Genomic DNA, 26,070 nt, shown 5'->3' with positions numbered 1-26,070 from the left:
CTATGACTACTGCAATTCCCACCGCCGAGCGTGCCCTCTGGCAGGTACCCAGCTACACGACGACCTTCTGGAACGGCCGCAGCCGCCCGCATTGCGTGGTGATTCCAGTCATCAACGAAGGCGAGCGTATCCTCAGCCTGCTGCGACGCATGGCGGCGTTGAAGATCGCCGATATCGCCGATGTCATCATCATCGACGGCGGCAGTACCGATGGCTCTCTGGAGCCGCAACGGCTGCAAGAGCTGGGCGTTCGCGGGCTGCTGGTCAAGACGGCACCCGGCAAACTCAGTGCTCAGCTGCGCTGCGCCTACGCCTTCGTGCTCGATGAGGGCTACACCGCGATCGTGACCATCGATGGCAATGACAAGGACGATCCGGACGCCATCCCGCGCTTCATCGAAGCCATCGAGCAGGGCTACGACTTCGTCCAGGCCTCGCGTTTCCTCGCCGGTGGCGTGGCGGAGAACACGCCCAAGTCCCGCGACTTCGCCATTCGCTTCATCCATGCGCCCATGCTGAGCCTGGCCTCGGGTTTCCACTGGACGGATACCACCCAGGGTTTTCGCGCCTACAGCCGGGCCATGCTGCTGGATCCGCGGGTCGCGCCGTTCCGCGATGAATTCACTACCTACGAGTTGCTGGCCTATCTGTCCTATCGCGTGCCGAAATTGGGTTACCGCTGCGTGGAACTCCCCACGGTGAGACGCTATCCGAAGGGCGAGGTACCCACCAAGATCAGCAGCGTAAGAGGTAATCTTTCGGTGCTACAGGTACTGATGAAGGCCTGTGCAGGCCATTACAATCCACGCCTGGGCGAGGACGCCCAGCTGGCAGCGCAACGACGAAGCTAAGTCCGTCGCGCTCGCCTGGTGCGCAAGAGACGACGGAGTAGGCAATGGGGCGTGTGCTGTCGGCGTTTCGCGGGCTTTATTTCGCGACGCTGTTGATGTTGATCGGGACCGGGTTGCTGAGCACCTATCTGGGGTTGCGCCTGGCGGCGGAGCAGGTCCAGGGGTTCTGGGTCGGTGCCCTGACCGCCGCCTATTACCTGGGGCTGGTGATCGGTGGCAAGCTGGGGCATCGGCTGATCGCCCGGGTAGGCCATATCCGCGCCTATGTGGCCTGTGCCGGCATCGCCGGCGCGGCCGTGCTCGGCATCGGCCTGCTGCCCTGGTTGCCCGTGTGGCTGGGCCTGCGACTGCTCATCGGGATGAGCATGATGTGCCAGTACATGGTCCTGGAGAGCTGGCTCAACGAGCAGGCCGGTCCCGGCGAGCGGGGCAAGGTCTTCTCTGGCTACATGACCGCTTCCTACCTCGGCCTCGCCCTGGGCCAGACGGTACTGGTGGCTTCACCCGATCTGGATGTCGACAAGCTGATGCTGGTCGCCACCTGCTACGCCCTGTGCCTGGTGCCCGTGGCGGTGACCGGCAAGATTCACCCGGCGCCGCTCAAGCCGGCGCCACTGGAGCCCACCTTCTTCATCCAGCGGGTTCCGCAGTCCCTCACCACTACCCTGGTCGCCGGCTTGGTGATCGGCTCCTTCTACGGTCTGGCACCGCTCTATGCCAGCGCCCAGGGGCTGCCTACCGAACGCATCGGTCTGTTCATGGCCTGTTGCATCTTCGCCGGACTGATCGCCCAATGGCCGATTGGCTGGCTGTCGGATCGGCACGATCGCAGTGGCTTGATCCGCACGATCGCCATAGCGCTCACCATCGCCGCCTTGCCGCTGGCCGTGCTACCCCACGTTCCGCCAGTGGTGCTGTTGCCCTTGGGCTTGATCGTCAGTCTGCTGCAGTTCGTGCTCTATCCTTTGGCGGTCGCGCTTTCCAATGACCACATCGAAGGAGAGCGCCGTGTCTCCCTGAGCGCCATGCTGCTGGTCACCTTTGGCGTGGGAGCCTGTATCGGTCCGCTGGCGGTGGGGGCCCTGATGAATCTGATCGGGCCCAACATGCTCTATGCCTTCGTCGTGCTGTGCGGTGGCGTGCTCATCTGGCGGATCCGCCCTGATGCGGTGACCGGCAAGCACCTGGTCGACGAGGCGCCGCTGAACCATGTGCCCATGCCGGAAGGGTCCACCAGCTCACCCTTGGCAGCGGCCCTGGATCCCCGGGTCGACAGCCAGGTCGTCCAGGAGCAGATGCACAGCGAGTCGTCGACCGAGACACCCGTCGCCGCGGAAGGGCCTTCGGCCGAGGAGGTGGAAGCGTCCGCTGAATCGCCCGCGAAAACGGGAGCGCCATGATCCTGCTTATTCAGTCACTCGAAGCGGCGGTTTTCCCGCTGCAACTGGTACACGAAGCGCTCTATCTGACGCTGGGTAGCGCCGTTGAGATTGTGGAAGCTGACACCAACGTCGCTCTGTTCGAGACGATCCAGGCAGGTCACATGGCGGATGTTCACCGCGGTGGTGATGGCGCCCATGGGTAATTCGGCGGTGAAGCTCTGTACCAGTTGGCCGGGTTGCAGCAGGTGGGTGACGTTGCCGGGAAAGCGCAACTTGCAACCCGTCGCCGACAGGTCGATCAACTGGCCGCGCAGCTGAATCTGTTGGGTGTCCTGAACCAATTCAGCAGTAGCTGGCCGGTTCAGTAGGAGCTTGACGCGGAAGGCGTTGCGTCTTTGGTGATAGGTGAGTTCCGCGGGCAAGCCGACCCAGTAGCAGCGGTGGCCATCGAGTTCGCTGAATTGGACCTGATGGTCGATCCGCCAACTGACCAGGATGCCTTCGTGTAGGCTGTCTACCTTAAAGGACTGACCCTGTTCCAGTAGACGTTCCGCTTCACGGGGAATGAACTCATCCAGTGCGATCAGCCCCTTGGCTTCGTCGATTGCTACGACGAAGCTTTGAAACTGCTGGCCCTGACGCACGAAGGTGATCCGCAGCGGGATGTGATGCTGCAGCGCCGGGCGCAGAGACGCTATGATCTCGCCGGCTGAGCGGTACACCTTGGGTGGCTGGGGCGCATTATCGCTGGCGAAAGATCCTGACACCTTGTCACTCCTGTAAGTTGCGGTGCGCCAGCATAATGGCTAACAGCCATCCATGCAGCTTAATCGCGATCTTTGAGGGAAAGGTGGCCGTCAGGCCGAGCTGAGCGGTCGCTGGTAGCCGCCCTGGGTTCGGCCGCCGCGGCTGTCGTACAGATTAGGCGCGGTCGTACCCTGTAAGACGTTGAGCAATTTGCCCACTACGAAGCGATTGGCCTGAATGATCTGGCCATTGCGAGCATTATGGACCTTGCATTTATCCATGAGCTCGACGAGGCGAGCGGAAGCTGCCAGCAGATCAGGACCGTTCGCCTGGGTAGCTGCGTAGGCACTGAGGCCTTGCAGGTCGGTCGCCAATCCGTGGTTGCGGAGCAGGGTGGTACGCTGTTGAGCGTGCTGATCCAGTTGCTTGAGCAGGATCTGCTTGTCACCCAACAGGGATTCCAACGCCTCCAGCTGACGCTCGGTCAAGGCCTGGAATTCCTGATCGATCAAAGCCAGCAACCGCTCGCTCAAATCGATGTCGTGAAGGGTGATCTCGAGCAGGGTGGCATTGGACATGGCATGGTTTCCGTTCGAACGTTAGCTGTGATCGTCAGGAAGGCCATGCCGGAACCGGGCGTCAGGACTCGAACGCCAGCAGTTTGTCGGCCACCTTCTGGCTGTCGACCTTGTAAGAGCCATCGGCGATGGCCTGTTTCAGGCGGCTGACCTTGTCACTGTCGACCACCGGCAAATCCTTCAGTCCTGCAGTGAGGGAGCTCAGCTGCTTGGCTTCGGCGCTCAGACTGACCGATTCGCCGGAGACGCTAGGAGACGTCGTCTTGGCATCGTTGGTTTGCGCCGGTGCCGCTTCCTTGTTCGTGGCAGCCTTAGTGCCGCCCATGCCTGAAGAAGAGGACGAATTCAGGCGATTGATATCTAGAGCCATGAGTGGAGATCCTCGTGTAGTCTCGTTCGCATACCCGGCTTATCGGCGTGATAGACCGAAACTTTAGCCCTAGACCTGTGCGACGGTTCACATCCTTCGACAGGATGGCGCGCGGAGGTTCCTGGATGCGGACGCTCAAAGGTACTCCTTTTGACTCTTCGACTAAAGCGCCACCTCCACCTGCCCCTGATCGACCACGCGGGCGTGGATCACCCGGTTCGAACTCAGGTTGCGTACGCGGATTTCTTCGTCCTTGGCGCCGTCGGCCAAGGCTTGCCCCTGCATACGGATATTGAAGGAAGCGCTGCGCGCACTGATGACCACCTGTTCACCCTTGCGGACCAATTCGGCCTGCTCCAGAAAAGCAGGGGTGAGTACCTGTTCATTGACCACCTGGCGCTTGAGCTGGGCGCCCACCACCTGTTCCAGACTGGTGAGATAGCCCTGGGTAAGGACCCCGACATCCCGCTCCATGAGCGCTACGTTCTGGGTGTCCAGCACCGTTCCCCGCAATAACGGCTGGACGGCGACCACCACGGGACGGTATAGCTTTACCTGAACTGGCACGAACACCGTCCAGGGGCTGCTGCCTTCGCAGCGCACCTTGATGCTGATCCGGCCCACCGGTGTAGGTGTGCCCTGTTGCGAAAGTGTCAGGGGTTTGTCGCAGGCGGCGAGGCGCAAGCGCGGATCCAGAGGATTGATCTGGTTTTCGTGGCGCGCGTTGAAACCCGCTTCCAGCAAATATTCCTGTACGCGTTCCTCAAGAAAACTTTCGACAGCGCCGATAAGTTCGTCAGATGAGGTGTAGTCGCCTTCCGCAAAGGCCTTTCCGCTCAGGCACGTCAGGATCAACACGAGATTGGCAGCCCACCGGCAAGAGGTTTTCATAGGTCGGAAACACGTCGCTTCGGTCTTCATGATTCATACCTAAGCAAGCTGTGTGCCGAGTTTTTACCGGCTCGTGGCAACGAGAGGAGTCACCAAATGGCTGGTGTATTGGACGCAGTCAACCAACGTACCCAACTGGTGGGCCAGAACCGTCTGGAGCTGCTGCTGTTCCGTCTGGACGGCTCGCAGCTCTATGGCATCAATGTGTTCAAGGTGAAGGAGGTACTCCAGTGCCCCAAGCTCACCGTGATGCCGAAGTCGAGCCCGGTGGTACGGGGCGTGGCCAGCATTCGTGGTGGCACCTTTCCCATCATCGACCTGTCGATGGCCACGGGCCGTCGCGGTCTGGATGACATCAACAACTGCTTCGTGATCATCACCGAGTACAACACCAAGGTGCAGGGCTTCCTGGTGCGGTCGGTAGAGCGCATCGTCAACATGAACTGGGAAGGCATCAATCCGCCGCCCAAAGGTACTGGTCGCGACCATTATCTGACGGCAGTCACTCGGGTCGACAATCAACTCGTCGAGATCATCGATGTCGAGAAGATCCTTTCCGAGGTGGCGCCGTCCGTCGAGACCGTGTCGGCCGGGGTGATCAGCGAAGTGGTACAGGCCAAGGCCGTGACCAAGCGCGTGCTGATCGTCGATGACTCCTCGGTGGCGCGCAAGCAGGTGAGCCGCTGCCTGGAGACCGTGGGTGTGGAGGTCATCGCGCTCAATGATGGGCGGCAGGCATTGAACTATCTGCAGGCCATGGTAGGGGAAGGTAAGCGTCCGGAAGATGAATTGCTGATGATCATTTCCGACATCGAGATGCCGGAAATGGACGGCTATACCCTCACGGCGGAAATCCGTCATGATCCGCGGATGCAGAAAGTGCATATACTGCTGCATACCTCCTTGTCTGGCGTCTTCAACCAGGCCATGGTCAAGAAGGTCGGCGCGGATGACTTCCTGGCCAAGTTCCGCCCCGATGATCTCGCCTCCCGAGTGGTTGAGCGCATCAATGCGGTCGACAGTCACTAGTGAAGGCGTCTTTACCTCGGTATCCAGAAGGCGGAGCGGCAGTGTCAGCAGTCAACGCGGATTTTGTGCTTTTTCGCGATTTCCTCGAGAAGTCCAGCGGGATTCTGCTCGGTGACAATAAGCAGTACCTCGTCTCCAGTCGGCTGAACAAGCTCATGGAGACCGAGGGGATCAAGACCTTGTCGGAGTTGGTACAGCGCATCCAGACGCAGCCCCGGGGCGGTTTGCGGGAGAGGGTGATCGATGCGATGACGACCAACGAAACCCTCTGGTTTCGTGATACCTATCCCTTCGAGGTGCTCAAGAATCGCCTGCTGCCGGAGTTGACCAAGAACACCTTCGGCCAGCGCCTGCGGGTATGGTCGGCCGCTTGTTCGTCAGGCCAGGAGCCTTACTCGTTGTCCATGACCATGGACGAATTCGAGCGTAGCGCCCTGGGACAAGGGCGGGGCGGCATGCAGATCGTGGCGACCGATCTGTCTGGTGCCATTCTCACCGCGGCGAAGTCGGGCGAATACGATTCGCTGGCGATTGGTCGCGGGCTATCCCAAGAGCGTCTGCAGCGTTATTTCGACGTACTCCAGCCGGGGCGCTGGGCCGTCAAGCCGGCGATCCGCAGCCGGATCGAATTCCGCGCGCTGAACCTCCTGGACAGCTACGCCAGCCTCGGTAAGTTCGATATGGTGTTCTGCCGCAACGTACTGATCTATTTCTCCGCCGAGGTGAAGAAAGACATCCTCACGCGGATCCATGCCACCCTCAAGCCCGGTGGTTATCTCTTTCTGGGCGCGTCCGAGGCGCTCAACGGTTTACCGGATCTCTATCAGATGGTGCAGTGCAATCCAGGCATCATCTACAAGGCCAAGTAAGCCAAGCAGGACTCTCAAGGGCAGACCTCGGTCTGCCCTTTCTTTTGCGCCAAACTTTTGCCGCGTTCTTGCTCGGTTTCGGCAAAGGCGGCGGAAAAACCTTGCCGCTTACCCCGTCAGCGACTGCCGTAGTGCGCTAAGCCCTTGATTTTGATAGGTGCTTAAGACTGGCACGGGCCTTGCTAAATTGCTTGCAAGCCACGTCAAAGGTCTCTCGACATGAGCATCAGTTTCGATAAGGCACTCGGGTTGCACGAAAAGGCGCTGAACTTCCGTTCGCAGCGTGCCGAGGTGTTGGGCAACAACATCGCCAACGCTGATACCCCCGGCTACAAGGCGCGGGATCTGGATTTCAGCGCGGTGCTGGCCGAGCAGGCGGCCAAGGGCGCCTCTGGTGCCACGCATCACTATGAGTTGGAAACCACCAACAGCCGGCACATTCATGCCGAGGGCTTCGACATGGGCATGGGCGATGCGGCGCTCAAGTACCGTATCCCTAGCCAGCCGTCGGTGGACCAGAACACCGTGGATGCTCAGGTGGAGCAGGCGAACTATGCCGAGAACGCCATGAATTTCCAGGCCAGCTTCACCCTGCTCAATAGCAAGTTCAAGGGCCTGATGTCGGCCCTGCGCGGAGAATAGCCATGTCCTTGAGTTCGCTGTTCAACATCGCCGGTAGTGGGATGAGCGCCCAGAACGTTCGCCTGAATACCGTGGCCAGCAACATGGCCAACGCCGACTCCGTCTCCTCCAGTGTCGACAAGACCTACAAGGCGCGGCATCCGGTGTTCGCCACCCAGCTCAATGCCGCCCAGGGCGGCGACTCGCTGTTCGACGACCAGGGCCAGGCCGGGGTCGGGGTGGAGGTGAAGGGCATCGTCGAGGATCCGAGCGAAGTGCAGAAGCGCTACGAGCCCAACCATCCCATGGCGGACAAGGACGGCTACGTCTATTACCCGAACGTGAACGTGGTGGAAGAGATGGCTGACATGATTTCCGCCAGTCGCGCCTTCCAGACCAATGCGGAAATGATGAATACCGCCAAACAGATGATGCAGAAGGTACTGACCCTGGGTCAGTAAGGAACCGGCGCCATGGCTATCAGTACCACCAATTCCACCGCGCAGTCGGTATTGGACAAGTACTCGGTCAACAAGACGAGCACGACGTCCGACAGCAGTACCAGTGCCAGCGGGACCAAGAAGACCAGCCAGCTCGGCAAGGACGAGTTCCTCAAGCTGATGGTCGCCCAGATGAATCACCAGAATCCGTTGGAGCCGCAGGGCAACGGTGAATTCATCGCGCAACTGGCGCAATTCAGTACTGTCGAGGGCATCACCAACCTCAATACCAGTGTGAGTTCGATCCTGTCCGGCAGCCAGTCGTCCCAGGCGCTACAGGCTTCCACCTTGGTAGGGCGAAAGGTGATCGTCGATACCGACAAGGTGAAGGTGGATACCAGCACGAACTTCAAAGGTGCGATGAGTTTGACCGCATCCAGTCCCAACGTCTGGGTCAACGTGTACAACGAAAGCGGCAGTCAGGTGAATCGTCTGAACCTCGGCCAACAGTCCAGCGGTCTGGTGAACTTCACCTGGGATGGTACCAACGCTGACGGCAAGAAGTTGGATGCTGGCACCTATCGTTTCGAGGCCCAGGCCAGCGTGGATGGCAAGACTGAAGCCATGAAAACCAGCTTACCGGCCAATGTCGACAGTGTGACGCTGGGGCAGAACGGCGGCGAAATGACACTCAACCTTGCCGGCATCGGCAGCATCGGCATCTCCAAAGTCCAGGCGGTCGGCCAGTAAGGCGCGGCGCAAGAGAGGAATCCAGCATGTCTTTCAATATCGGTTTGAGCGGCATCAAGGCCGCGTCCAGTGATCTCAACATCACCGGCAACAACATCGCCAATGCCAGTACCGTGGGCTTCAAGCAGTCGCGCGCCGAGTTCCAGGATCTCTATGCCGCCTCGGTGCTGGGTACCGGCAAGAATGCCCAGGGCAGTGGTGTGCTGCTCGGCAACGTCGGCCAGCTGTTCAACCAGGGCACCATCGACTACACCCAGAATGCGCTGGACATGGGTATCAATGGCAACGGTTTCTTCATGACCAGCAATAACGGGGCTATTCAATACACTCGGGCAGGTTATTTCGGCACGGATAAGGACGGTTACATCGTCGATAACAACAACTATCGGCTGCAGGGTTACACCACCAATGCCCAGGGTCTGCTGCAGCCGGGTGTGCGAAGTGATCTGCGGGTAGAGACGGCGAGCCAGGCGCCCAAGCCCACCAGTTCCATGAAGCAAACCGTGAACCTGAATTCGACCAATACGACTCCCACGACGACACCGTTCAACCCTTCGGATCCCACCAGCTACAACTCCTCCACCTCGGTGAACATCTACGACAGTCAGGGTAATGCCCACGTGCTGTCGCAATATTTCGTCAAGGACAGCAACAACAGCTGGACCATGAACGTGCTGATCGATGGTCGTAATCCAGGGGATCCGACTAAGGAGGACGCCACCACCAAGATCGCGACGCCTTATACCGTGAAGCTACCCTTCACCAGTAGTGGTGCTTTGGATGGGGCCAACATTACCTCGACCAATTTGACCAAGGTCAACAATGCGTCCTCGGGCGCCTTCGAGGGCGTACTCAATCTGAAGGACTGGGTTCCAGCAATCTCCAATGGCGGTACGCCCGCGGTCTGGTCGTCGAACGGTGCCAAAGCCAACGCTGCGGGTATCACGATCGATATGCGTGGGTCCACTCAGTACAGCAGCTCCTTCGCTGTTACCAGCGTCAATCAGGATGGTTACACCACTGGCCAATTGTCTGGCTTGGAAGTCGATGACACCGGGCAGATCTTCGCGCGTTACACCAATGGCCAGTCCAAGGTGCAGGGACAGGTCATTCTGGCCAACTTCGCCAATGTCCAGGGTTTGACGCCAATGGGTAAGACTTCTTGGGTCGAGTCGGCAGGGTCGGGTCAGCCAGTGGTAGGAACGCCGCGCTCTGGCACCTTGGGTGCGCTGCAGGCAGGTGCGTTGGAGTCGTCCAACGTCGATATCTCCAGCCAGTTGGTCAACATGATCGTGGCGCAGCGCAACTACCAGGCCAACGCCAAGACCATCGAGACCGAGAACGCCATCACCCAAACGATCATCAACCTGCGTTGATGTCGTTTCTCTGACGGCGGCGCGACCTGCTGCCAGGAAAAGCCTCCTTCGGGAGGCTTTTTTATTTTCAAGCAACTGTTTTATAAGGATTTTAATTTTCTGGAACGGCGCTTGCTAAACACACTCCGAACGCACGTTTTGGCGGCAATCTGCCGCCGTCGGAGGATCAGATGGACAAGCTGCTGTACGTCGCCATGACCGGCGCCAGCCAGAACGAGATGGCCCAGCGCGCCCACGCCAACAACCTGGCCAACGTCTCGACGTCGGGCTTTCGCAAGGATCTCGAGCAGGCGCGCTCGATGCAGGTGTTCGGCGAGACGATGCCCTCGCGCGTCTATTCCATGAGCGAGCGACCGGCGACGGACTTCACCCCCGGCGCGCTGCAGGAGACCGGGCGTGACCTGGATGTGGCCATCCAGGGGCCGGGCTTCGTTGCCGTCCAGGACCCTTCCGGTAAGGAAGCCTATATCCGTACCTCCAGCCTGCAGATTGACCCCCTGGGTATGTTGCGCACCGGCAATGGTTTGCCGGTGCTCGGCAATGGCGGTCCGATCGCCGTGCCGCCTGCGTCCAAGGTGGAGATCGGCCAGGACGGCAGCATCACCATACGCGGCATGGGCCAGGCGCCCAATGCGCTGGCGCAGGTCGACCGCATCAAGCTGGTCAATCCCGATACCAAGCAGATGGAGAAGGGGCTCGATGGCCTGCTGCACATGAAGCAGGGGCAAGCCGCCCCGCCGGCGGATGCCAACGTTTCCCTGGTCTCCGGCTTCGTCGAGTCGAGCAACGTCAATGCGGCTGAAGAGATGACCTCGATCCTGTCCCTGTCTCGCCAGTTCGAGCTGCAGGTGAAGATGATGCGCAGCGCGGAAGACAACGACGCGGCGATGGCAAAGGTTTTGCAATTCTCCTGATAACGGCTAGCGCCGACGTAAAACCGGCACTTCGAGGAATACCATCATGATGTCGTCACTGTGGGTCGCCAAGACCGGTCTGTCCGCCCAGGACATGAACCTCACCACCATTTCCAACAACCTGGCCAACGTCTCCACCACCGGCTTCAAGCGCGATCGTGCCGAGTTCCAGGATCTGCTGTACCAGATCCGTCGCCAGCCGGGTGCCCAGTCCACTCAGGACAACCAACTGCCCTCCGGCCTGCAGCTGGGTACCGGTGTGCGCATCGTCGGCACCCAGAAGAATTTCACCGAAGGTTCGCTGCAGACCACCGACCAGCCGCTGGACATGGCCATCAACGGCGATGGTTTCTTCCAGGTGACCATGCCCGACGGGACCATCAACTACACCCGTGACGGCACCTTCCACCTGAATGCCGATGGCCAGGTGGTCACAGCCAATGGCTTTGCGCTGCAGCCGGCCATCGTGCTGCCGGCCGACACCAAGACCTTCACCGTCGGGCAGGATGGCACCGTGTCGGTCACCACCGCCGGCCAGCCCGCGCCGCAGGTCATCGGCAATCTGCAGATCGCTCAGTTCGTCAATCCGGGCGGTCTCCAGGCCGTGGGCCAGAACCTGTTCAGCGAGACCGCCTCCAGCGGTGCGCCCCAGGTCGGTACTCCGGGTCTGAACGGCCTCGGCACCGTGCTGCAGAGCACCCTGGAAAACTCCAACGTGAGCACCGTCGAGGAGCTGGTGAACATGATCACCACCCAGCGCGCCTACGAGATGAATTCCAAGGTCATTTCCACTGCCGATCAGATGCTCGGCTTCGTTACCCAGCAGCTTTAATCCCCTGTGAGGAAGCGTTTCATGAAACCTCTGTTCGCCGTCGCCCCGCTTCTTGGAGCGCTCGTACTCGCAGGATGCGTAGCCCCGGCCGCCAAGCCGGACGATCCCTACTACGCGCCGGTCCTGCCGCGTACACCGGTGCCGGCGGCGCAGAACAACGGTGCGATCTTCCAGTCGGGGTTCGAGCAGAATCTCTATACCGACCGCAAGGCCTTCCGCGTGGGCGACATCATCACTGTTACCCTGCAGGAGAAGACCCAGGCCAGCAAGAACGCCAGCTCCGATGTCGCCAAGAACAGCAAGACGACTCTCGGGCTGACCTCGCTGTTCGGCGCCAAGCCGAAGATCCCTAATCCGCTGGCTGATGGCGACCTCAGCCTGGACGCTGGCTTCTCCGGCAACCGCTCCAATACCGGCAAGTCCACGGCGGCCCAGGGCAATAGTCTGTCCGGTTCGCTGACCGTGACCATCGCCGAGGTGTTGCCCAACGGCATCCTGGTGGTCCGCGGTGAGAAGTGGCTGACGCTGAATACCGGCAACGAGTTGATGCGCATCCAGGGCATGGTCCGTGCCGACGACATCGCCACTGACAATACCGTCTCGTCCACCCGCGTGGCCGATGCGCGGATCACCTATTCGGGGACCGGTGCCTTCGCCGACGCCAGCCAGCCCGGCTGGTTGAGCCAGTTCTTCAGCAGCCCGCTGATGCCGTTCTAAGGATGAGCGCCATGTTCAAGACTCTCATCGTTGCAGTTGCCCTGGCCCTGGTCATGCCCCTGGCCCAGGCGGATCGTCTCAAGGACATCGCCGACATCCAGGGCGTGCGGACCAACCAACTGATCGGCTATGGCCTGGTGGTGGGCTTGCCGGGTACCGGTGACCAGACCACCCAGACGCCGTTCACCGTCCAGACCTTCAACAACATGCTCGCCCAGTTCGGCATCAAGGTGCCGCCGGGTACCACGGCGCAGCTCAAGAACGTGGCGGCGGTCTCCATCCATGCCGACCTGCCGGCCTTCGCCAAGCCGGGCCAGACCATCGACATCACGGTGTCCTCCATCGGCAACGCCAAGAGCCTGCGCGGCGGCAGCCTGCTGCTGTCGCCGCTCAAGGGCATCGACGGCCAGATCTATGCCGTCGCTCAAGGCAACCTGGTGGTGGGTGGTTTTGACGCCGAAGGTCGCGATGGCTCGAAGATCACCGTCAACGTTCCGTCGTCCGGGCGCATTCCAAACGGCGCGACCGTCGAGCGACCGGTGCCGAGCGGTTTCGATCAGGGCAATAGCATCGTCCTAGACCTCAAGCGCAGTGACTTCACCACGGCCAAGCGGGTGGTCGACAAGATCAACGAGACACTTGGCGCGGGGGTTGCATCCGCTATCGATGCCGGGTCGATTCGCGTCACGGCACCGGTGGATCCCAGCCAGCGCGTCGACTACATGTCGATCCTGGAGAACATGGAAGTGGACCCGGGGCAGGCGGTGGCCAAGGTCATCGTCAACTCCCGTACCGGGACCATCGTCATCGGCCAGAACGTCAAGGTCTCGCCGGCCGCGGTCACCCAAGGCAGCTTGACCGTGACCATCAGCGAAGACCCTCAGGTCAGCCAACCCGATCCCTTGTCGGGTGGCCAGACGGTGGTGACGCCCAAGTCGACCGTCAAGGCCAAACAGGAGGCGAAGCCGATGTTCAAGTTCGGGCCGGGTACCACGCTGGATGAGATCGTGAGGGCGGTGAATCAGGTGGGCGCGGCGCCCAGCGACCTGGTCGCCATTCTCGAAGCGTTGAAACAGGCCGGCGCCTTGCAGGCTGATCTGATCGTAATTTAAGGAGAGCGGGCGATGGAATCTCGTCTGGGTGGCAACTACGGTAACGTCAAGGATTCGGGGGCCTTCACCGACCTGAATCGGTTGGCCCAGATGAAGGGTAAGGATCGCGACAGCGCGGAAAACGTCAAGAAGGTCGCGGGCGAATTCGAGTCGCTGTTCCTGAACCAGATGCTCAAGTCCATGCGCAGCGCCAACCAGGCACTGGCGGACAAGGACAGCCCCTTTTCCAGCGAGACCACCAAGCAGTACCAGGACATGTACGACCAGCAACTGGCCGTGTCGCTGTCGCGCGACGGCGGCGGTATCGGCCTGGCCAATGTCCTGGAGCGGCAGCTGAGCAAGACCACGCACCCCTCGGCACGTCCCAATCCCTTCGCTCAGGTGGGCCAGGCCGCGCCGACCGAAAGCCAGCTGGCCGCTGGTCGCAATGCCAAGCTGAACGAGGCCGGTAGTCGCGGTCTGACGCCGGCGGCCACCACGGCTTCCGGGCGTGACGAGTCCGCTGCGCTCAACACTCGCCGCCTGGCCTTGCCCGGGCGCCTGGCCGAGCGTACGGCCGCCAACATTTCCGGCGCGGCGGAGCAGGGCGCCGCTCTCAAGCAGAGTTACCAGGACGTGGTCGCTGCGCAGAGCGCCTGGCGCCAGAACGCTACCCAGTCGACCGGTAAGACGGCTGCCGCGAACGATGCCGTGGCCGGCCTCGACAGCACCTCGGCCGCCACCGGCAAGACGCGCTTTCGCACCCGTCAGGAATTCGTCGACACCATGATGCCGATGGCCGAAGCCGCGGCGAAGCGCCTGGGCGTCGATCCCAAGTACCTGGTGGCCCAGGCCGCGCTGGAGACGGGCTGGGGTAAGCACATGGTCAAGCAGGCCGATGGCAGCAACAGCAATAACCTGTTCGGCATCAAGTCCCACGGCTGGGACGGCGGCAGCGCCACGGCCGTGACCCAGGAGTTCGTCAATGGCAAGGCGGTGAAGGAGACCGAGAAATTCCGCACCTACGACTCCTTCGCCGACAGCTTCCATGACTACGTGAACTTCCTGCAGAGCAACGACCGCTACGACAAGGCGCTCTCCACCAATGGCAATTCCGAGCGCTTCATGCAGGGGCTGCAACAGGCCGGTTATGCCACCGACCCGCAATACGCCCGCAAGGTGATCCAGATCGCTCGCAACATGAACACCTACCAGACCGTCGCCTCCCTGGGCGGTCCGTCGTCGCGGGGCTGAGGAGTGACCCATGGCTGATCTACTTTCCATCGGTTTGTCAGGGCTGCGGACCACGCAGAACGCCTTGACCACGACCGGGCACAACATCGCCAACGTCAATACCGCGGGCTATTCGCGCCAAGAGGCCATCCAGCAGACCAACATCGCCCAGTTCAATGGCTCGGGCTACATCGGCTCGGGTTCCCAGACGGTGGACGTGCGTCGTCTTGCCAGCGATTTTCTGACCAGCCAGGTGAGAACCGCGAACAGTCAGAACAGCGAATTGCAGAGCTTCAAGGCCCAGATCTCCCAGCTCGACGGGCTGCTCTCCAATAGCACCACCGGGATTACCCCGGCGATGCAAAAGTTCTTCGCCACGCTGCAGACGGCTTCGCAAGATCCTTCTTCGATTCCAGCGCGCGAGGCAGTGCTTGCTCAAGCCCAAGGATTGGCCAAGTCATTCAATACGCTCTACGACCAGATCGACAAGCAGAACGGTCAGATCAATGATCAGCTTTCGGCGCTCACCGGACAGATCAATGCGCTAGCCAAGACCGTTGGTAGCCTGAACGACGCCATTGCGCGTTCCAAGGCGGCGGGGGCGGCACCCAACGATCTCATCGATGCTCGCGAGCAGGCCATCAAGCAACTGTCCGGCATGGTCGGGCTGCAGGTGGTCAGCCAGGACGATGGTGCGCTCAACCTGTTTGTCGGAACCGGTCAACCGCTGGTGGTAGGCAATAGCGTATCCACTATGACGGCGAAACCTGGCGCCGATGACCCGTCGCGGTTTCAGGTCGTCCTGACTTCGGGCGCGACCGAGCAAAACATCTCGAACCAGATCAAAGGTGGTGAGATGGGAGGCTTGTTGTCCTATCGCGATACCGCGTTGGACCATGCCTATAACAGTCTCGGTCAGCTATCGTTGACGCTGGCGGATACCGTCAACAAGCAACTGGGGCAAGGCCTAGACCTGTCGGGCAATGCTGGTTCGGCATTGTTCGGAAACATCAACGATACCCTGAGTATCGGTCTGCGCGTCATGGGCCGCTCCACCAACACCGGCTCGGCCAATGCCACCCTGAGTATTACCGACACGAGCAAGCTCAATCCCAGTGACTACCGGTTGGACTTCAACGGCACAGGATTCACGGCGCGCCGGGTGAGCGATAACGCGGCGCTAACCGTCAATCAGAGTGGTACCGATCCGGTTACCCTCACTCTGACGGATGCCAATGGTAACGATCAGGGCTTCAAGGTTCAGTTCACCGCAGCGGAGTTGGCCAAGGCTAAAGCCGGCGACGTTTTCAGCTTACAACCCACTCGGCGGGGTGCGTCGCAGCTCAAGGTAGATCTGGCCCAAGCCAGCCAGCTGGGTTTTGCTGGCACGGCCAAGGCCAGTACCACAACCAATAATCGTGGTACTGGTGCCATTACCCAGCCGTCACTGACCACTACGGTGTCACCCGTCAATACCGCCGATTTCGGCCGCCTGTTCGGTACCAATGGTCTCAAACTCAGCTATGACGCCACCAGCAAGACGCTGACCGGAACCCTGCCAACGGGGGCGACACTCAGCTATGTATCGCCCACGACGGGAAGCCTCACCAGCGGCCAGACCAATACCGTCCGGCTGCAGTACACCGATCCGACCACCAACAACAGCTATAGCTACGAATTCAATATCAGCGGTGTGCCTCAGTCCGGTGACAGCTTTACCCTCAGTACCAATAGCGGTGCCGTGTCCGATAACCGCAACGCCCTTAGCCTGGTGGCCCTGCAGACCAAGAACACCATGGGCGGGTACGGCACTACCGGCACCACCTACAGCAATGCCTATGGCGGCCTGGTTGAGCGGGTCGGCACCCTGACCGCCCAAGTACGGGTGGATTCTGCTGCTAGTGAAACCGTGCTCAAGCAATCCCAAGACAATCGTGACTCCCTGTCGGCGGTGAACCTGGACGAAGAGGCAGCCAAGCTCGTCCAGTTCCAGCAGTACTACGGCGCCTCGGCACAGGTCATCAAGATCGCCCAGTCGTTGTTCGACACCCTGATCGGCGCCTTCAGATAAGGAACCCGCCCATGCGCATTTCCACCGTCCAGGCTTTCAATAACGGCATCAACGGCCTGCAGAGCAACTATGGCAGTGTCAGCCGTACCCAGGAACAGATCAGCACTGGCAAGAAAATTCTTACGCCGGCGGATGATCCCGTTGCTTCGGTCAAGCTTTTGCAATTGAGCCAGGAAGAGTCGCTCAACGGTCAATACAACACCGGCATGACCGCGGCCAAGAACAGCCTGAATACCGAAGAAGCCATGCTGACCTCGGTGGAGACCGTGCTGACGCGGATCCGCGAAATCGCTGTCCAGGCGGGCAATGGCGCTCTCGATCCGACCGACCGGGCCTCCCTGGCGAAAGAGGTCGGTCAGCGCGAAGACGAGTTGATGAACCTGCTCAACAGCAAGGATGCCAGCGGCAAATACCTGTTTTCCGGCTCCATGGGCGATACCCAGCCCTATGTGCGTAATGCCGACGGTACCTACAGCTATAAAGGCGATGAAGGGCAGCGGAACGTGCAGATCGCCAGCTCAACCTTCGTTTCCATCAGCGACAGCGGCAAGGACGCCTTCGAAAACAACTTCAACGCCAACCGCGTGGCTACCGCCAAGGCGTCGACCAATACCGGTACCGGGCGGATTTCACTGGGGCTGGTGGAAGACAAGGGTGCATACGATTCGACCTTCCCGGCCAGTTCTCCGCCGGCCAGTACCGATGGGATAGGCATCCATTTTCTGGATGACAAGAAGTACGTCATTTATGATCTCAAGAACGCGCCAACCGCCGCGCAATGGGCTGCCTACGATCCGGCCAACCCACCCGCTGGCCAGCTCAAGGCCGACAGTCTGAGCAGCACCCAGGAATCCAGTCGGTTCATCCGCTACGGCGGGGTCAAGGTGCAGATAGACGGGGCCCCGGCCTCGGGAGACGAATTCAAGATCACCCGCGACACCGCCAACGAGAAGCGTAGCCTGCTCAACGTCGTATCCGACCTGCGCAAGGCGCTGGAAAGTGGCGACAGCAGTACCGAGGGGGTTTATAAGATCCGCGACAGCGCCGCCGTGGCTCTGAGCAATCTGGACACGGCCTATACCCAGGTCGACGGTGTTCGCGGCAAGGTGGGCGCGCGCTTGAACGTCGTCGACTCCACCAGCGACTTCATTGCCAACGTCACGCTGGTGAACAAGTCGGTCCAGTCGGACCTCGAGGATCTCGACTATCCTGAAGCCCTGTCGCGATACGCCTTGCAGAACACCGTGCTGCAGGCGTCGCAGCAGAGCTTCGTGAAGATCGCCCAGCTGAGCCTGTTCAAGTACCTGTGATGAGCTATGGCCTAGCTGAATTGGCCGATTTTTTGCTGCTACTCTTCCGGTAAGCTTGCCGTGACGGTTTTCCGCCAGGTCGACCGCTCGACTCATCGCGAAGGGATAGCAAAATGTTTGATGGCATGTCGATCTTCATTTCGGGTGGTACCGGCTCCTTCGGCAGGGCCTTCGTCAAGCGTCTGTTAAGCGACTACCGACCCAAGCGGGTGGTGGTGTTCTCCCGCGACGAGCTCAAGCAGTACGAAATGAGCCAGGAGTTCGACGCCCCCTGCATGCGCTATTTCCTTGGCGACGTACGTGACGAGCAACGGCTCCAGCAGGCCATGCGCGGGATCGATCTGGTGGTGCATGCCGCTGCCCTCAAGCAGGTGCCAGCGGCCGAATACAACCCTACCGAATGCATCCGTACCAACGTCAACGGCGCGGAAAACATCATTGCCGCGGCGCTGCAGAATGGCGTGAAGAAGGTCATCGCCCTGTCCACCGACAAGGCGGCCAGCCCGATCAATCTCTATGGCGCCACCAAGCTGCTCTCGGACAAGCTGTTCGTCGCGGCCAATAATATCGCCGGTAGTCGTGATACCTCCTTTGCCGTGGTGCGCTATGGCAACGTGGTGGGATCGCGCGGTTCGGTGTTGCCGCTGTTCCGCAAGCTGATCGCTGGCGGCGCGACTGACCTGCCCATCACCGATGCGCGCATGACGCGCTTCTGGATCACCCTCGACGAGGGCGTGGATTTCGTGATGCGCAGCTTCGAGCGGATGCAGGGTGGCGAGCTGTTCGTGCTCAAGATTCCTTCGGCGCTGATCGAATACCTGGCTCCCTCAGTGGCTGGACGACTATTCGTAGTCATGGAAAAAAGCCCAGATGCCCAGGCCAACTCAGAGCTAGCGCACCGCTTGCATGGAATCGAGTCCGCGCTACGGACCCAGGACGGCGTTGAGCTGATGACACAACTACCCCTTGATCGCGACGCCTACCATGCTGCTTGGGACGCGCTGCTTCCCAGTCTTCGTTGCCAGCACTACCTATACCGACTAGTTGCTGCCTGTACAGCGCAATGGCCGGGGTTACCTTGGAAAGCGTTGCTGCCAGGCTGGGTCCAGGAACGTTTCGCCGAGTGGCACGCGGCTGAGTCACTGGATCGAGAGGCATTGACTATCGTTCGGCAGCGGGCCGAAGGGATGCAGGTGCCATCGGGTAATTTGATTGCAATCGCCTCAGGTGCTCAATACAAGCTTATGGAGCGGCTTCTACAAAACCATTACGGTTGCTTCACTGGAGTACGCACATGAGCCGCCAAGCCATCATCAGCTTGTTATGGGGTGCACAGCACGAGGTGTTGCAGCGATTCGTCAGGCAACAGGGGGCTATGACGATTCTCAGTCTGCCAAATCTGATCAGCGATGAGCTAATGACTTCATTAGGCGCTGAAGGGGCAGAGGTCGTTGACCTGATGGCATTGCTCGATGCGAGTGAGCGGCAAGCTGCGCAGGACTCGGCCGAACGTGACTGGCTAAGTCTGCGCGACCAGCTTAAGGCAGAGGATGGGCAGGAAGTAGAGAGTAGCTTTGCTTCGTCCATTCTAGAGACGCTTCAAGGTGACTTACCTGGCGTGACGCTGTTGTTGGCAGCACTAGAGCGTGCCATGGAGCAGTACAGCATTCTGCTCGTCGTTGTGAACGAAGATATGCAGCTTGCCGGTAAGACCCTTGTCAACTGGGCTAAAGATCAGAAAATTGCCAGTCTTCATCTCGCGCACGTGCTAGCGCTCTCCGATCCTTATACGGTTCATGCTCACCTACAGGCTGACATCCTGGCGGTTTACGGAGAAAGAGGTTGCGAAGGTTATCTGGATCTTGGGATTTCACCTGACCGACTACGTGTCACTGGTAACCCTGCTTGGGATGGCTATCCCCAGTGGCGAATTCAAAGAGCCGATATTCGTCAGGCGATCTGTGCACAACACGGGCGCTCGGTGGCGCAGCCCATTGTAGTCTTTGGTACCACGTGGTCAGCTAATCTCACTGCCTTAGGTAACGAGCATCTCTATGGCGATACGCTCTTGGTATTCCTCGATGCGTGTGAACAATTACGTCGCGCGGGCTGGCAATTTACCTCCGTTATCAAGGATCGCCCGGCTAATGCGCATTTTGGTTCTCACCGCTGTGCCGAGCTGCTCGCGGAGTTGGGCGCGAACACTGAGAACTATTTGCATACCAGCGATAACGGCCGCGAGTGGCTGTTGGCGGCCGACGTTCTGGTCGCCGTCGATTCCAATTACAGTGTTGAAGCCATGCTGGCCGGTACACCTGCTATCAACCTGTTGAATATGCCGGGCACGTTACTCGGGCCTACCTTCGACGCGGCTTCTGGCATTTTGGAAGTTGAATCATCAGAGCTGGCCTCAGCTTTGGGGGAACTGCTGACTAATGCTGACCGGCGTCGCGCCATGGTCGCTGAGATGGATGCGCGAGCACCTTACTACAATGCTGGTGTAGACGGTTTGGCTACCGAGCGGGTCGTTCGTCTGATGGGGGAGCTTTTGCCTCCCGAAAGCGTCCGTAAAGACTACGTGTGGCAAACACATCTTGATGTCAGTGTCAGCGATGTCGAAGCTGCCTATCACCAGGCTGCCCGAGAAGAATTGCTCGGTGCGTTCGCAAGTCCGCCAAAACTACTGCTCGATATCGGCTGTGCGGCTGGAGCTACCAGCGGTCTGTTCAAACAACGTTTTCCTAAATCGCAGGTATGGGGAATAGAGGTCAACGAATCAGCGGCTAAGATCGCTGCAGAACGCCTTGACCGGGTATTGATCGGTAAATTTGAAGATTTCGATCTTCAAGCTGAAGGTATCGAAGCCGGTACGTTGGATGGCGTCATCCTGGGAGACGTGCTCGAACACCTATACAACCCCTGGGCGGTGATGAAGGCATTGCAGCCATTACTTTCCCCAGATGCGCAACTAGTCATCTCTATTCCCAATGTCCGCAACTTTTACCTGATGTCAGAGCTGGCCCAGGGCTACTGGAAATACGAGGGCGCGGGCCTGCTGGATGTGACTCATATCCGTTTCTTCACTCTAGCCGAGTTCCGTCGTTTCCTATTCGAAACCGGATATCATGTCGACACCCTTAACTACCTACTCGATGGGCGCCTGGCACAGGCCTATCACGATAATAAGGATCAGCAGGACGCCACATTGCAGATCGGCAACCTGAGCCTTAGTAATTTGCAGCCCGAAGATATTGCTGAACTCTGTAGTCTTCAATTCCTGATTCGCGCGCGTGTCGGTCGTAGTCAAGATGATCTGACGAGGCGCTATGCCGGCTCCACCGCGATCATGGCGACTGCAGTTGACACTGCGATAACTGTAGCTGCGCCTCCTAAAGGGGGGGAGAAGTCATCTGACCAAGCTGACAACTACCAAAGTTGGCTGCAGCAGCGCACCCTATCACCTGCACGGCAGAACATCTATCGCCAAGCATTGCTCGAAGATCGGCGGTTGCGTTTTCAGGCGGTGGTCGTCGGTGCAGGGGAGGGGCTGCAAGAGACCTTACTTAGCCTAAAAGGCCAACTATATCCAGTAGACGATATTGTTCAGATAGCTGACATCAGTGATTCACTTGCGACCTGGCAGGCTGCGGCCGCTAATAGCGATATCGATTGGACGCTACGCTTGATGGCAGGCGATCTACTCGAATCGGATGCAATACTTAGGATGGCTGAGTGCTTGGTACTGTCCACCGGCATCCAGGCGCTCTATTGCGATGAAGACCAGCGGACGGCATCGGGCTCGGAGAACCCGGTATTTCGGCCGGCCCTTAATCTTGATTTACTGCGCAGCTTTCCCTATACCGGCCGCTTCCTGGCGCTAGGACGTTCCGCTCTGCTCAACAGCGCACCAAGTCTTCCTGGGATGGGAGAAGCCTTCTTGCAGGATCTGCTATTGCAGCAGATTGAGCAGCATGGGCTTGGCAGTGTCGTTCAACTTCCCTATGTTCTTTATCACGCCGTCCAACCTTTCTCCGATTGGCTGAGCAACCTTCCCAGAGAAGCACCGCAAGCGGTCGTGGCAGCTCATCTGGCACGACTTGGGCTGAATGCCAGAGTCGAGCCCGCTGCCCCCGCTTTCGTTAGCCGTATCCATTATGAGCTTCCGACGCCGGCGCCCTTGGTATCGATCCTGATCCTGGCCGAATCGGGGGTAGAAGAAATTGCCAGTTGTTTGGAATCCATTCTGACGAATACCAAATATTCCGGCTATGAGGTCCTGATTGGTCGTCCGCGCGCCGTAGGTACCGCGATGAGACATTGGCTGGACGGTATTGTGGCGCTTGCGGTGACAACGCTGCGAGTGGTCGATGCTGATGATCGAAACGCCCTGGCGGAGCGTGCAGAAGGCGACTGTCTGGTGATGCTGGACGCTGGTTGCCTTTGCCTGGATGCAGGGTGGTTGAAGGAGCTTGTTGGTCATGTGAGTCGTCCAGAGGTCGGTGCCGCTGGAGCCAAACTGGTGGATCGTGCGAGCCATATAGTGCGCTCAGGGTTGGTATTCGGTCTTCGTGGGCCTGTGGGGAATCTGTTCGAAGGCGAGCGTGACGATCAAGGTGGCTACCTTCATCGTTTGCAGGTGGTGCAGAATTTCAGTGCCGTGGATGGGCTTTGCCTAGCGATACGACGTGACGTTTTCCGGTCATTGGCCGGTTTTTCCGCGCAACTACCTAGCTCGAGCGCTGCGGCTGATCTCTGTGCACGTTTGGGGACGGCTGGCTATCTCGTGGTATGGACGCCATTTGCTCGTCTGGGCTGGGAATCCACGCAGCCTAGGAAATCGCTGGATGAGACCAGCCAAAATCAACTCTACCGTCGCTGGGTCGAGCAACTCAAGCGACCGGATCCTGCATACAATCCCAACCTCGCATTGGAAGCTACAGACTTTGTGAGGGAGATCGAGCCGGATAATCTTTGGCGTCCGCTACCCTGGCGTCCCCTACCTGTCGTGCAAGTACTGCCTGGTGACCAGTGGGGTTGTGGACAGTACCGGATGATCCAGCCGTTCCGGGCCATGGAAGAAGCACTGTTGATTGATGGAAATCTTCAGATGCGTTATCTCAACGCTGCCAACCAGGCGCGAATACAGGCTGACAGCATTGTCGTTCAGCGCCAACTAAGCGATGAACAACTAAGCGAGATGCGGCGTTTGAAACAGCTTACTTCGTCGTTTCTCGTCTATGAGCTCGACGATCTGTTACATAATATCCCGCTTAAGAGCGTTCATTACGACGAACTGCCAAGAGCTCAGATAACGCGCTCGGTCCGTATGGCCTTATCTATCGTTGATCGCGTCGTGGTTTCCACGCCTGCCCTGGCGGAGGCCTTGCAGGGATTGAATGACGACATCGTAGTCATGCCCAACCGTCTGCCGGTCCATTGGTGGAAGGGCGTGCAGGGAGGGCGTCGTACAGGCAAGCCAAGGGTGGGTTGGGCTGGAGGATCTAGCCACGCAGGTGATCTCCAGATCATCGCAGACGTCATAAAGGCCCTGGCGAATGAGGTGGAGTGGGTCTTCATGGGGATGCCGCCGCCTGGAGTGCAAGTACAGGAGTACCATGAAGGCGTTGCCATCGATGCGTTTCCAGCCAAGCTGGCCAGTCTTGATCTCGATCTTGCACTGGCTCCGCTAGAAATGAACCGGTTCAACGAATGTAAAAGCAATCTGCGCTTACTCGAAATGGGTGCCTGCGGTTTTCCTGTCATAGCAACGGACATCGAGCCCTACCGATGCGGTCTGCCGGTCACTCTGGTACGCAATAGATTCAAGGATTGGCGAGATGCTATTCGCGATCATCTGGTAGACCGTGATCTAGCACGTGCCAAGGGAGCTGAGCTACGTGCAGATATCCATCGAGAGTGGATGCTGGAGGGGGAAAACCTGCTGGCGTGGCGGGCCGCATGGTTACCCGGCTGATCGCGATGCCGTCCGAGCCTACCTGCCACCTTCAAAGCGCCCGTCTTTCGGGCGCTTTTCATTTCACCATCCGCTCAAGGCTGCGCGCCGCAGGCGATGGCGTCTATACCCCCGCAAATTGTTTCGTGTGGGCTAAATAAATCGCTACTTCGGTCGATAACCCTTCTGCACGAATCGGTATGTTGCTTGCTGTCAAGCTTCCAGCGAAGAAAAGTCGCTAAAAACTCTAAAGGTTTGACGATAAGCACCGATAAACCTCTTGAATGCGAATTACCGGGGCGCCTGAGCAAGCAGGTCCCACTCGCATACTCAGGCACACAAGGTTCTACTGGAGGACGCCACCATGGCCCTTACCGTCAATACCAACATCCCGTCTTTGAACACCCAGCGTAACCTGCAGAACGCGTCCAGCTCCCTGGCCACCTCCATGCAGCGCCTGTCCACCGGTAGCCGCATCAACAGCGCCAAGGACGATGCCGCCGGTCTGCAGATCTCCAACCGTCTGACCAACCAGATCAACGGTCTGAACCAGGCGACCCGCAACGCCAACGACGGCATCTCCCTGTCGCAGACCGCTGAGGGCGCCATGCAGCAGTCCACCAACATCCTGCAGCGTATCCGCGACCTGGCCGTGCAGTCCGCCAACGGCTCGAACAGCGATGCCGACCGTGCCGCCCTGCAGAAGGAAGTGACCGCGCAGCAGAACGAACTGACCCGTATCGCCCAGACCACCACCTTCGGTGGCCGCAAGCTGCTGGACGGCTCCTTCGGCACCACCAGCTTCCAGATCGGCGCCAACGCCTACGAAACCATCGACGTTACCCTGAAGGACACCTCTGCCACCGCTCTGGGTTCCAACCAGGTTGGCAGCAGTTCTGGTAGCTCTGCTGGTACCACTGCCGGTAGCGTGGTTGCCGGTAGCGGCAGCGCCTTGACTTCCAGTGGCAGCATCACCCTGGTAGGGGGCGGCAAAAGTACGGCGGTGACCTATGCTTCCGGTGACTCCGCCAAGACCATCGCAGGGAATATGAACGGCCAGATCCCTGGTCTCTCTGCTTCGGCACGTACCGTCCTGACCGTGACCGACACCATCTCCAGCGGTTCGGCCAACATGACCATGCAGGTCGGTAGCAATTCGCTGAACCTGGTGGGGGTGACCAGCACCAAGGACATGGCCGACCAGATCAACGCCAACGCCGCCAAGTTGGGTGTCACCGCCAACTACGATAGCCAAGCCAGGAAGCTGACCATCACCTCGGCAACCGGTGAGAACATCACATTCGGCAAAGACACCGGCAGCACCGCTTCAGGCAACATTAACGTCGCCTCGCAGAGGTCCGACGGTACCTACAGCGCCGCGGTCGATGTCAGGGCTAATGGTGGCCAGGGCATGGGCTATGTCAAGTTGGATTCGCCGACGACCTTCGCCATGACCGGCGATACCACGGCGATCTTCGGTGCCACCAAGTCCACGCTGAGCCAGGTCTCCGACGTCGACATCTCCACCGCTGACGGTGCCCAGAAAGCCCTGTCGGTGATCGACCAGGCGCTGGCCAACATCGACAGCCAGCGAGCGGACCTTGGTGCGGTACAGAACCGTTTCGACAACACCATCAGCAACCTGACCAACATCTCGGAAAACGCCACCTCCGCCCGTAGCCGGATCAAAGACACCGACTACGCCGCGGAAACCGCGAACCTGTCGAAGAACCAGGTGCTGCAACAGGCAGGTACCGCGATCCTGGCCCAGGCCAAACAATTGCCGCAATCGGTGCTCAGTCTGCTCCAGTAAGGCTGACCGCTGGGCAAAGGGAGAAGGGGATTACCCCTTCTCCCTTTTTGGCTTGGGCGGTTCAGATTGCGCCCTGATTCCTACGTGGTCCCGTAAAGGTTTCGCCTGAAAGCTGGCGTCGCTGACAGATCTGCCAAACTACCGGCGTAGAGCGCTTTTCAGGGGTTGAGAGCCATCAAAAAGCTATCATGCAAAGCTAAAGTTTCGAGGACTGGCGCCGATAAATTCCTTG

General features: G+C 59.4%; 21 protein-coding genes and 1 pseudogene. 18 read left to right on the top strand and 4 right to left on the bottom strand.

The window, feature by feature from the left end:
* Positions 1–2 precede the first annotated feature (2 nt).
* Positions 3–851 (top strand): glycosyltransferase family 2 protein, encoded by an 849-nt coding sequence (locus CCZ28_RS08230; RefSeq protein ID WP_140217391.1) that lies wholly within the window; start codon positions 3–5, stop codon positions 849–851.
* A gap of 44 nt (positions 852–895) precedes the next feature.
* Positions 896–2,251, top strand: a complete 1,356-nt coding sequence (locus CCZ28_RS08225) for an MFS transporter (protein WP_140217390.1) — start codon at positions 896–898, stop codon at positions 2,249–2,251.
* A 14-nt stretch (positions 2,252–2,265) separates the two neighbouring features.
* Here the strand turns inward: CCZ28_RS08225 and CCZ28_RS08220 are convergent, their stop codons facing one another.
* The 4 genes from CCZ28_RS08220 to flgA form a co-directional block, all read right to left on the bottom strand.
* Complete coding sequence (locus tag CCZ28_RS08220; protein ID WP_140217389.1) at positions 2,266–3,000, bottom strand: flagellar brake protein; 735 nt, start codon at positions 2,998–3,000, stop codon at positions 2,266–2,268.
* 90 nt (positions 3,001–3,090) lie between these two features.
* The gene (locus CCZ28_RS08215) at positions 3,091–3,558 is read right to left on the bottom strand and encodes a flagella synthesis protein FlgN (protein ID WP_140217388.1); all 468 of its coding nucleotides are present in this window, start codon (positions 3,556–3,558) and stop codon (positions 3,091–3,093) included.
* A 61-nt stretch (positions 3,559–3,619) separates the two neighbouring features.
* Entirely contained in the window at positions 3,620–3,928 is a 309-nt protein-coding gene (gene flgM, locus CCZ28_RS08210) for a flagellar biosynthesis anti-sigma factor FlgM (RefSeq protein WP_140217387.1), read from the bottom strand.
* A 162-nt stretch (positions 3,929–4,090) separates the two neighbouring features.
* The gene (flgA, locus tag CCZ28_RS08205) at positions 4,091–4,819 is read right to left on the bottom strand and encodes a flagellar basal body P-ring formation chaperone FlgA (protein WP_140221305.1); all 729 of its coding nucleotides are present in this window, start codon (positions 4,817–4,819) and stop codon (positions 4,091–4,093) included.
* Between the two features lie 96 nt (positions 4,820–4,915).
* On the opposite strand from flgA, the gene CCZ28_RS08200 reads away from it, so the two are divergent.
* The 16 genes and pseudogenes from CCZ28_RS08200 (at position 4,916) to CCZ28_RS08125 (ending at position 25,838) form a co-directional block, all read left to right on the top strand.
* The gene (locus CCZ28_RS08200; protein WP_140217386.1) at positions 4,916–5,848 is read left to right on the top strand and encodes a chemotaxis protein CheV; all 933 of its coding nucleotides are present in this window, start codon (positions 4,916–4,918) and stop codon (positions 5,846–5,848) included.
* A 41-nt stretch (positions 5,849–5,889) separates the two neighbouring features.
* Entirely contained in the window at positions 5,890–6,717 is an 828-nt protein-coding gene (gene cheR, locus CCZ28_RS08195) for a protein-glutamate O-methyltransferase CheR (protein WP_140217385.1), read from the top strand.
* A 219-nt stretch (positions 6,718–6,936) separates the two neighbouring features.
* A complete protein-coding gene (gene flgB / locus CCZ28_RS08190) occupies positions 6,937–7,359 on the top strand; it encodes a flagellar basal body rod protein FlgB (RefSeq protein WP_140217384.1) in 423 nt (140 codons plus the stop codon).
* A 2-nt stretch (positions 7,360–7,361) separates the two neighbouring features.
* Positions 7,362–7,799, top strand: coding sequence for a flagellar basal body rod protein FlgC (gene flgC, locus CCZ28_RS08185; protein ID WP_058761583.1), 438 nt, complete (start codon positions 7,362–7,364; stop codon positions 7,797–7,799).
* A 12-nt stretch (positions 7,800–7,811) separates the two neighbouring features.
* A complete protein-coding gene (gene flgD, locus CCZ28_RS08180; protein ID WP_140217383.1) occupies positions 7,812–8,528 on the top strand; it encodes a flagellar hook assembly protein FlgD in 717 nt (238 codons plus the stop codon).
* 26 nt (positions 8,529–8,554) lie between these two features.
* Complete coding sequence (gene flgE, locus CCZ28_RS08175) at positions 8,555–9,904, top strand: flagellar hook protein FlgE (RefSeq protein ID WP_140217382.1); 1,350 nt, start codon at positions 8,555–8,557, stop codon at positions 9,902–9,904.
* Positions 9,905–10,074: 170 nt separating this feature from the next.
* Entirely contained in the window at positions 10,075–10,818 is a 744-nt protein-coding gene (locus CCZ28_RS08170) for a flagellar basal body rod protein FlgF (RefSeq protein ID WP_140217381.1), read from the top strand.
* Positions 10,819–10,864: 46 nt separating this feature from the next.
* Entirely contained in the window at positions 10,865–11,650 is a 786-nt protein-coding gene (gene flgG / locus CCZ28_RS08165) for a flagellar basal-body rod protein FlgG (protein ID WP_140217380.1), read from the top strand.
* 21 nt (positions 11,651–11,671) lie between these two features.
* On the top strand, positions 11,672–12,367 hold the full coding sequence (gene flgH / locus CCZ28_RS08160; protein WP_140217379.1) for a flagellar basal body L-ring protein FlgH: 696 nt from the start codon (positions 11,672–11,674) through the stop codon (positions 12,365–12,367).
* Between the two features lie 2 nt (positions 12,368–12,369).
* Complete coding sequence (locus CCZ28_RS08155; RefSeq protein WP_437179195.1) at positions 12,370–13,479, top strand: flagellar basal body P-ring protein FlgI; 1,110 nt, start codon at positions 12,370–12,372, stop codon at positions 13,477–13,479.
* 12 nt (positions 13,480–13,491) lie between these two features.
* Positions 13,492–14,712 carry a flagellar assembly peptidoglycan hydrolase FlgJ gene (gene flgJ, locus CCZ28_RS08150; RefSeq protein ID WP_140217377.1) on the top strand — a complete coding sequence of 407 codons (1,221 nt, stop codon included), beginning with the start codon at positions 13,492–13,494 and terminating at the stop codon, positions 14,710–14,712.
* 10 nt (positions 14,713–14,722) lie between these two features.
* A complete protein-coding gene (gene flgK, locus CCZ28_RS08145) occupies positions 14,723–16,762 on the top strand; it encodes a flagellar hook-associated protein FlgK (RefSeq protein WP_140217376.1) in 2,040 nt (679 codons plus the stop codon).
* 11 nt (positions 16,763–16,773) lie between these two features.
* Entirely contained in the window at positions 16,774–18,072 is a 1,299-nt protein-coding gene (gene flgL, locus CCZ28_RS08140; RefSeq protein WP_140217375.1) for a flagellar hook-associated protein FlgL, read from the top strand.
* Between the two features lie 113 nt (positions 18,073–18,185).
* Positions 18,186–18,980: pseudogene (pseB, locus tag CCZ28_RS08135) on the top strand (UDP-N-acetylglucosamine 4,6-dehydratase (inverting)); the annotation flags it as partial.
* Between the two features lie 386 nt (positions 18,981–19,366).
* Positions 19,367–24,046: a methyltransferase domain-containing protein gene (locus CCZ28_RS08130; protein ID WP_140217374.1), complete on the top strand. Its 4,680-nt coding sequence runs from the start codon at positions 19,367–19,369 to the stop codon at positions 24,044–24,046.
* 343 nt (positions 24,047–24,389) lie between these two features.
* Positions 24,390–25,838: a flagellin gene (locus CCZ28_RS08125; protein WP_140217373.1), complete on the top strand. Its 1,449-nt coding sequence runs from the start codon at positions 24,390–24,392 to the stop codon at positions 25,836–25,838.
* Positions 25,839–26,070: the final 232 nt, after the last annotated feature.

It is taken from the genome of Pseudomonas oryzihabitans, from assembly GCF_006384975.1.
Taxonomy (GTDB): domain Bacteria; phylum Pseudomonadota; class Gammaproteobacteria; order Pseudomonadales; family Pseudomonadaceae; genus Chryseomonas; species Chryseomonas psychrotolerans_B.
This window is presented reverse-complemented; position numbering and strand designations above follow the sequence as displayed.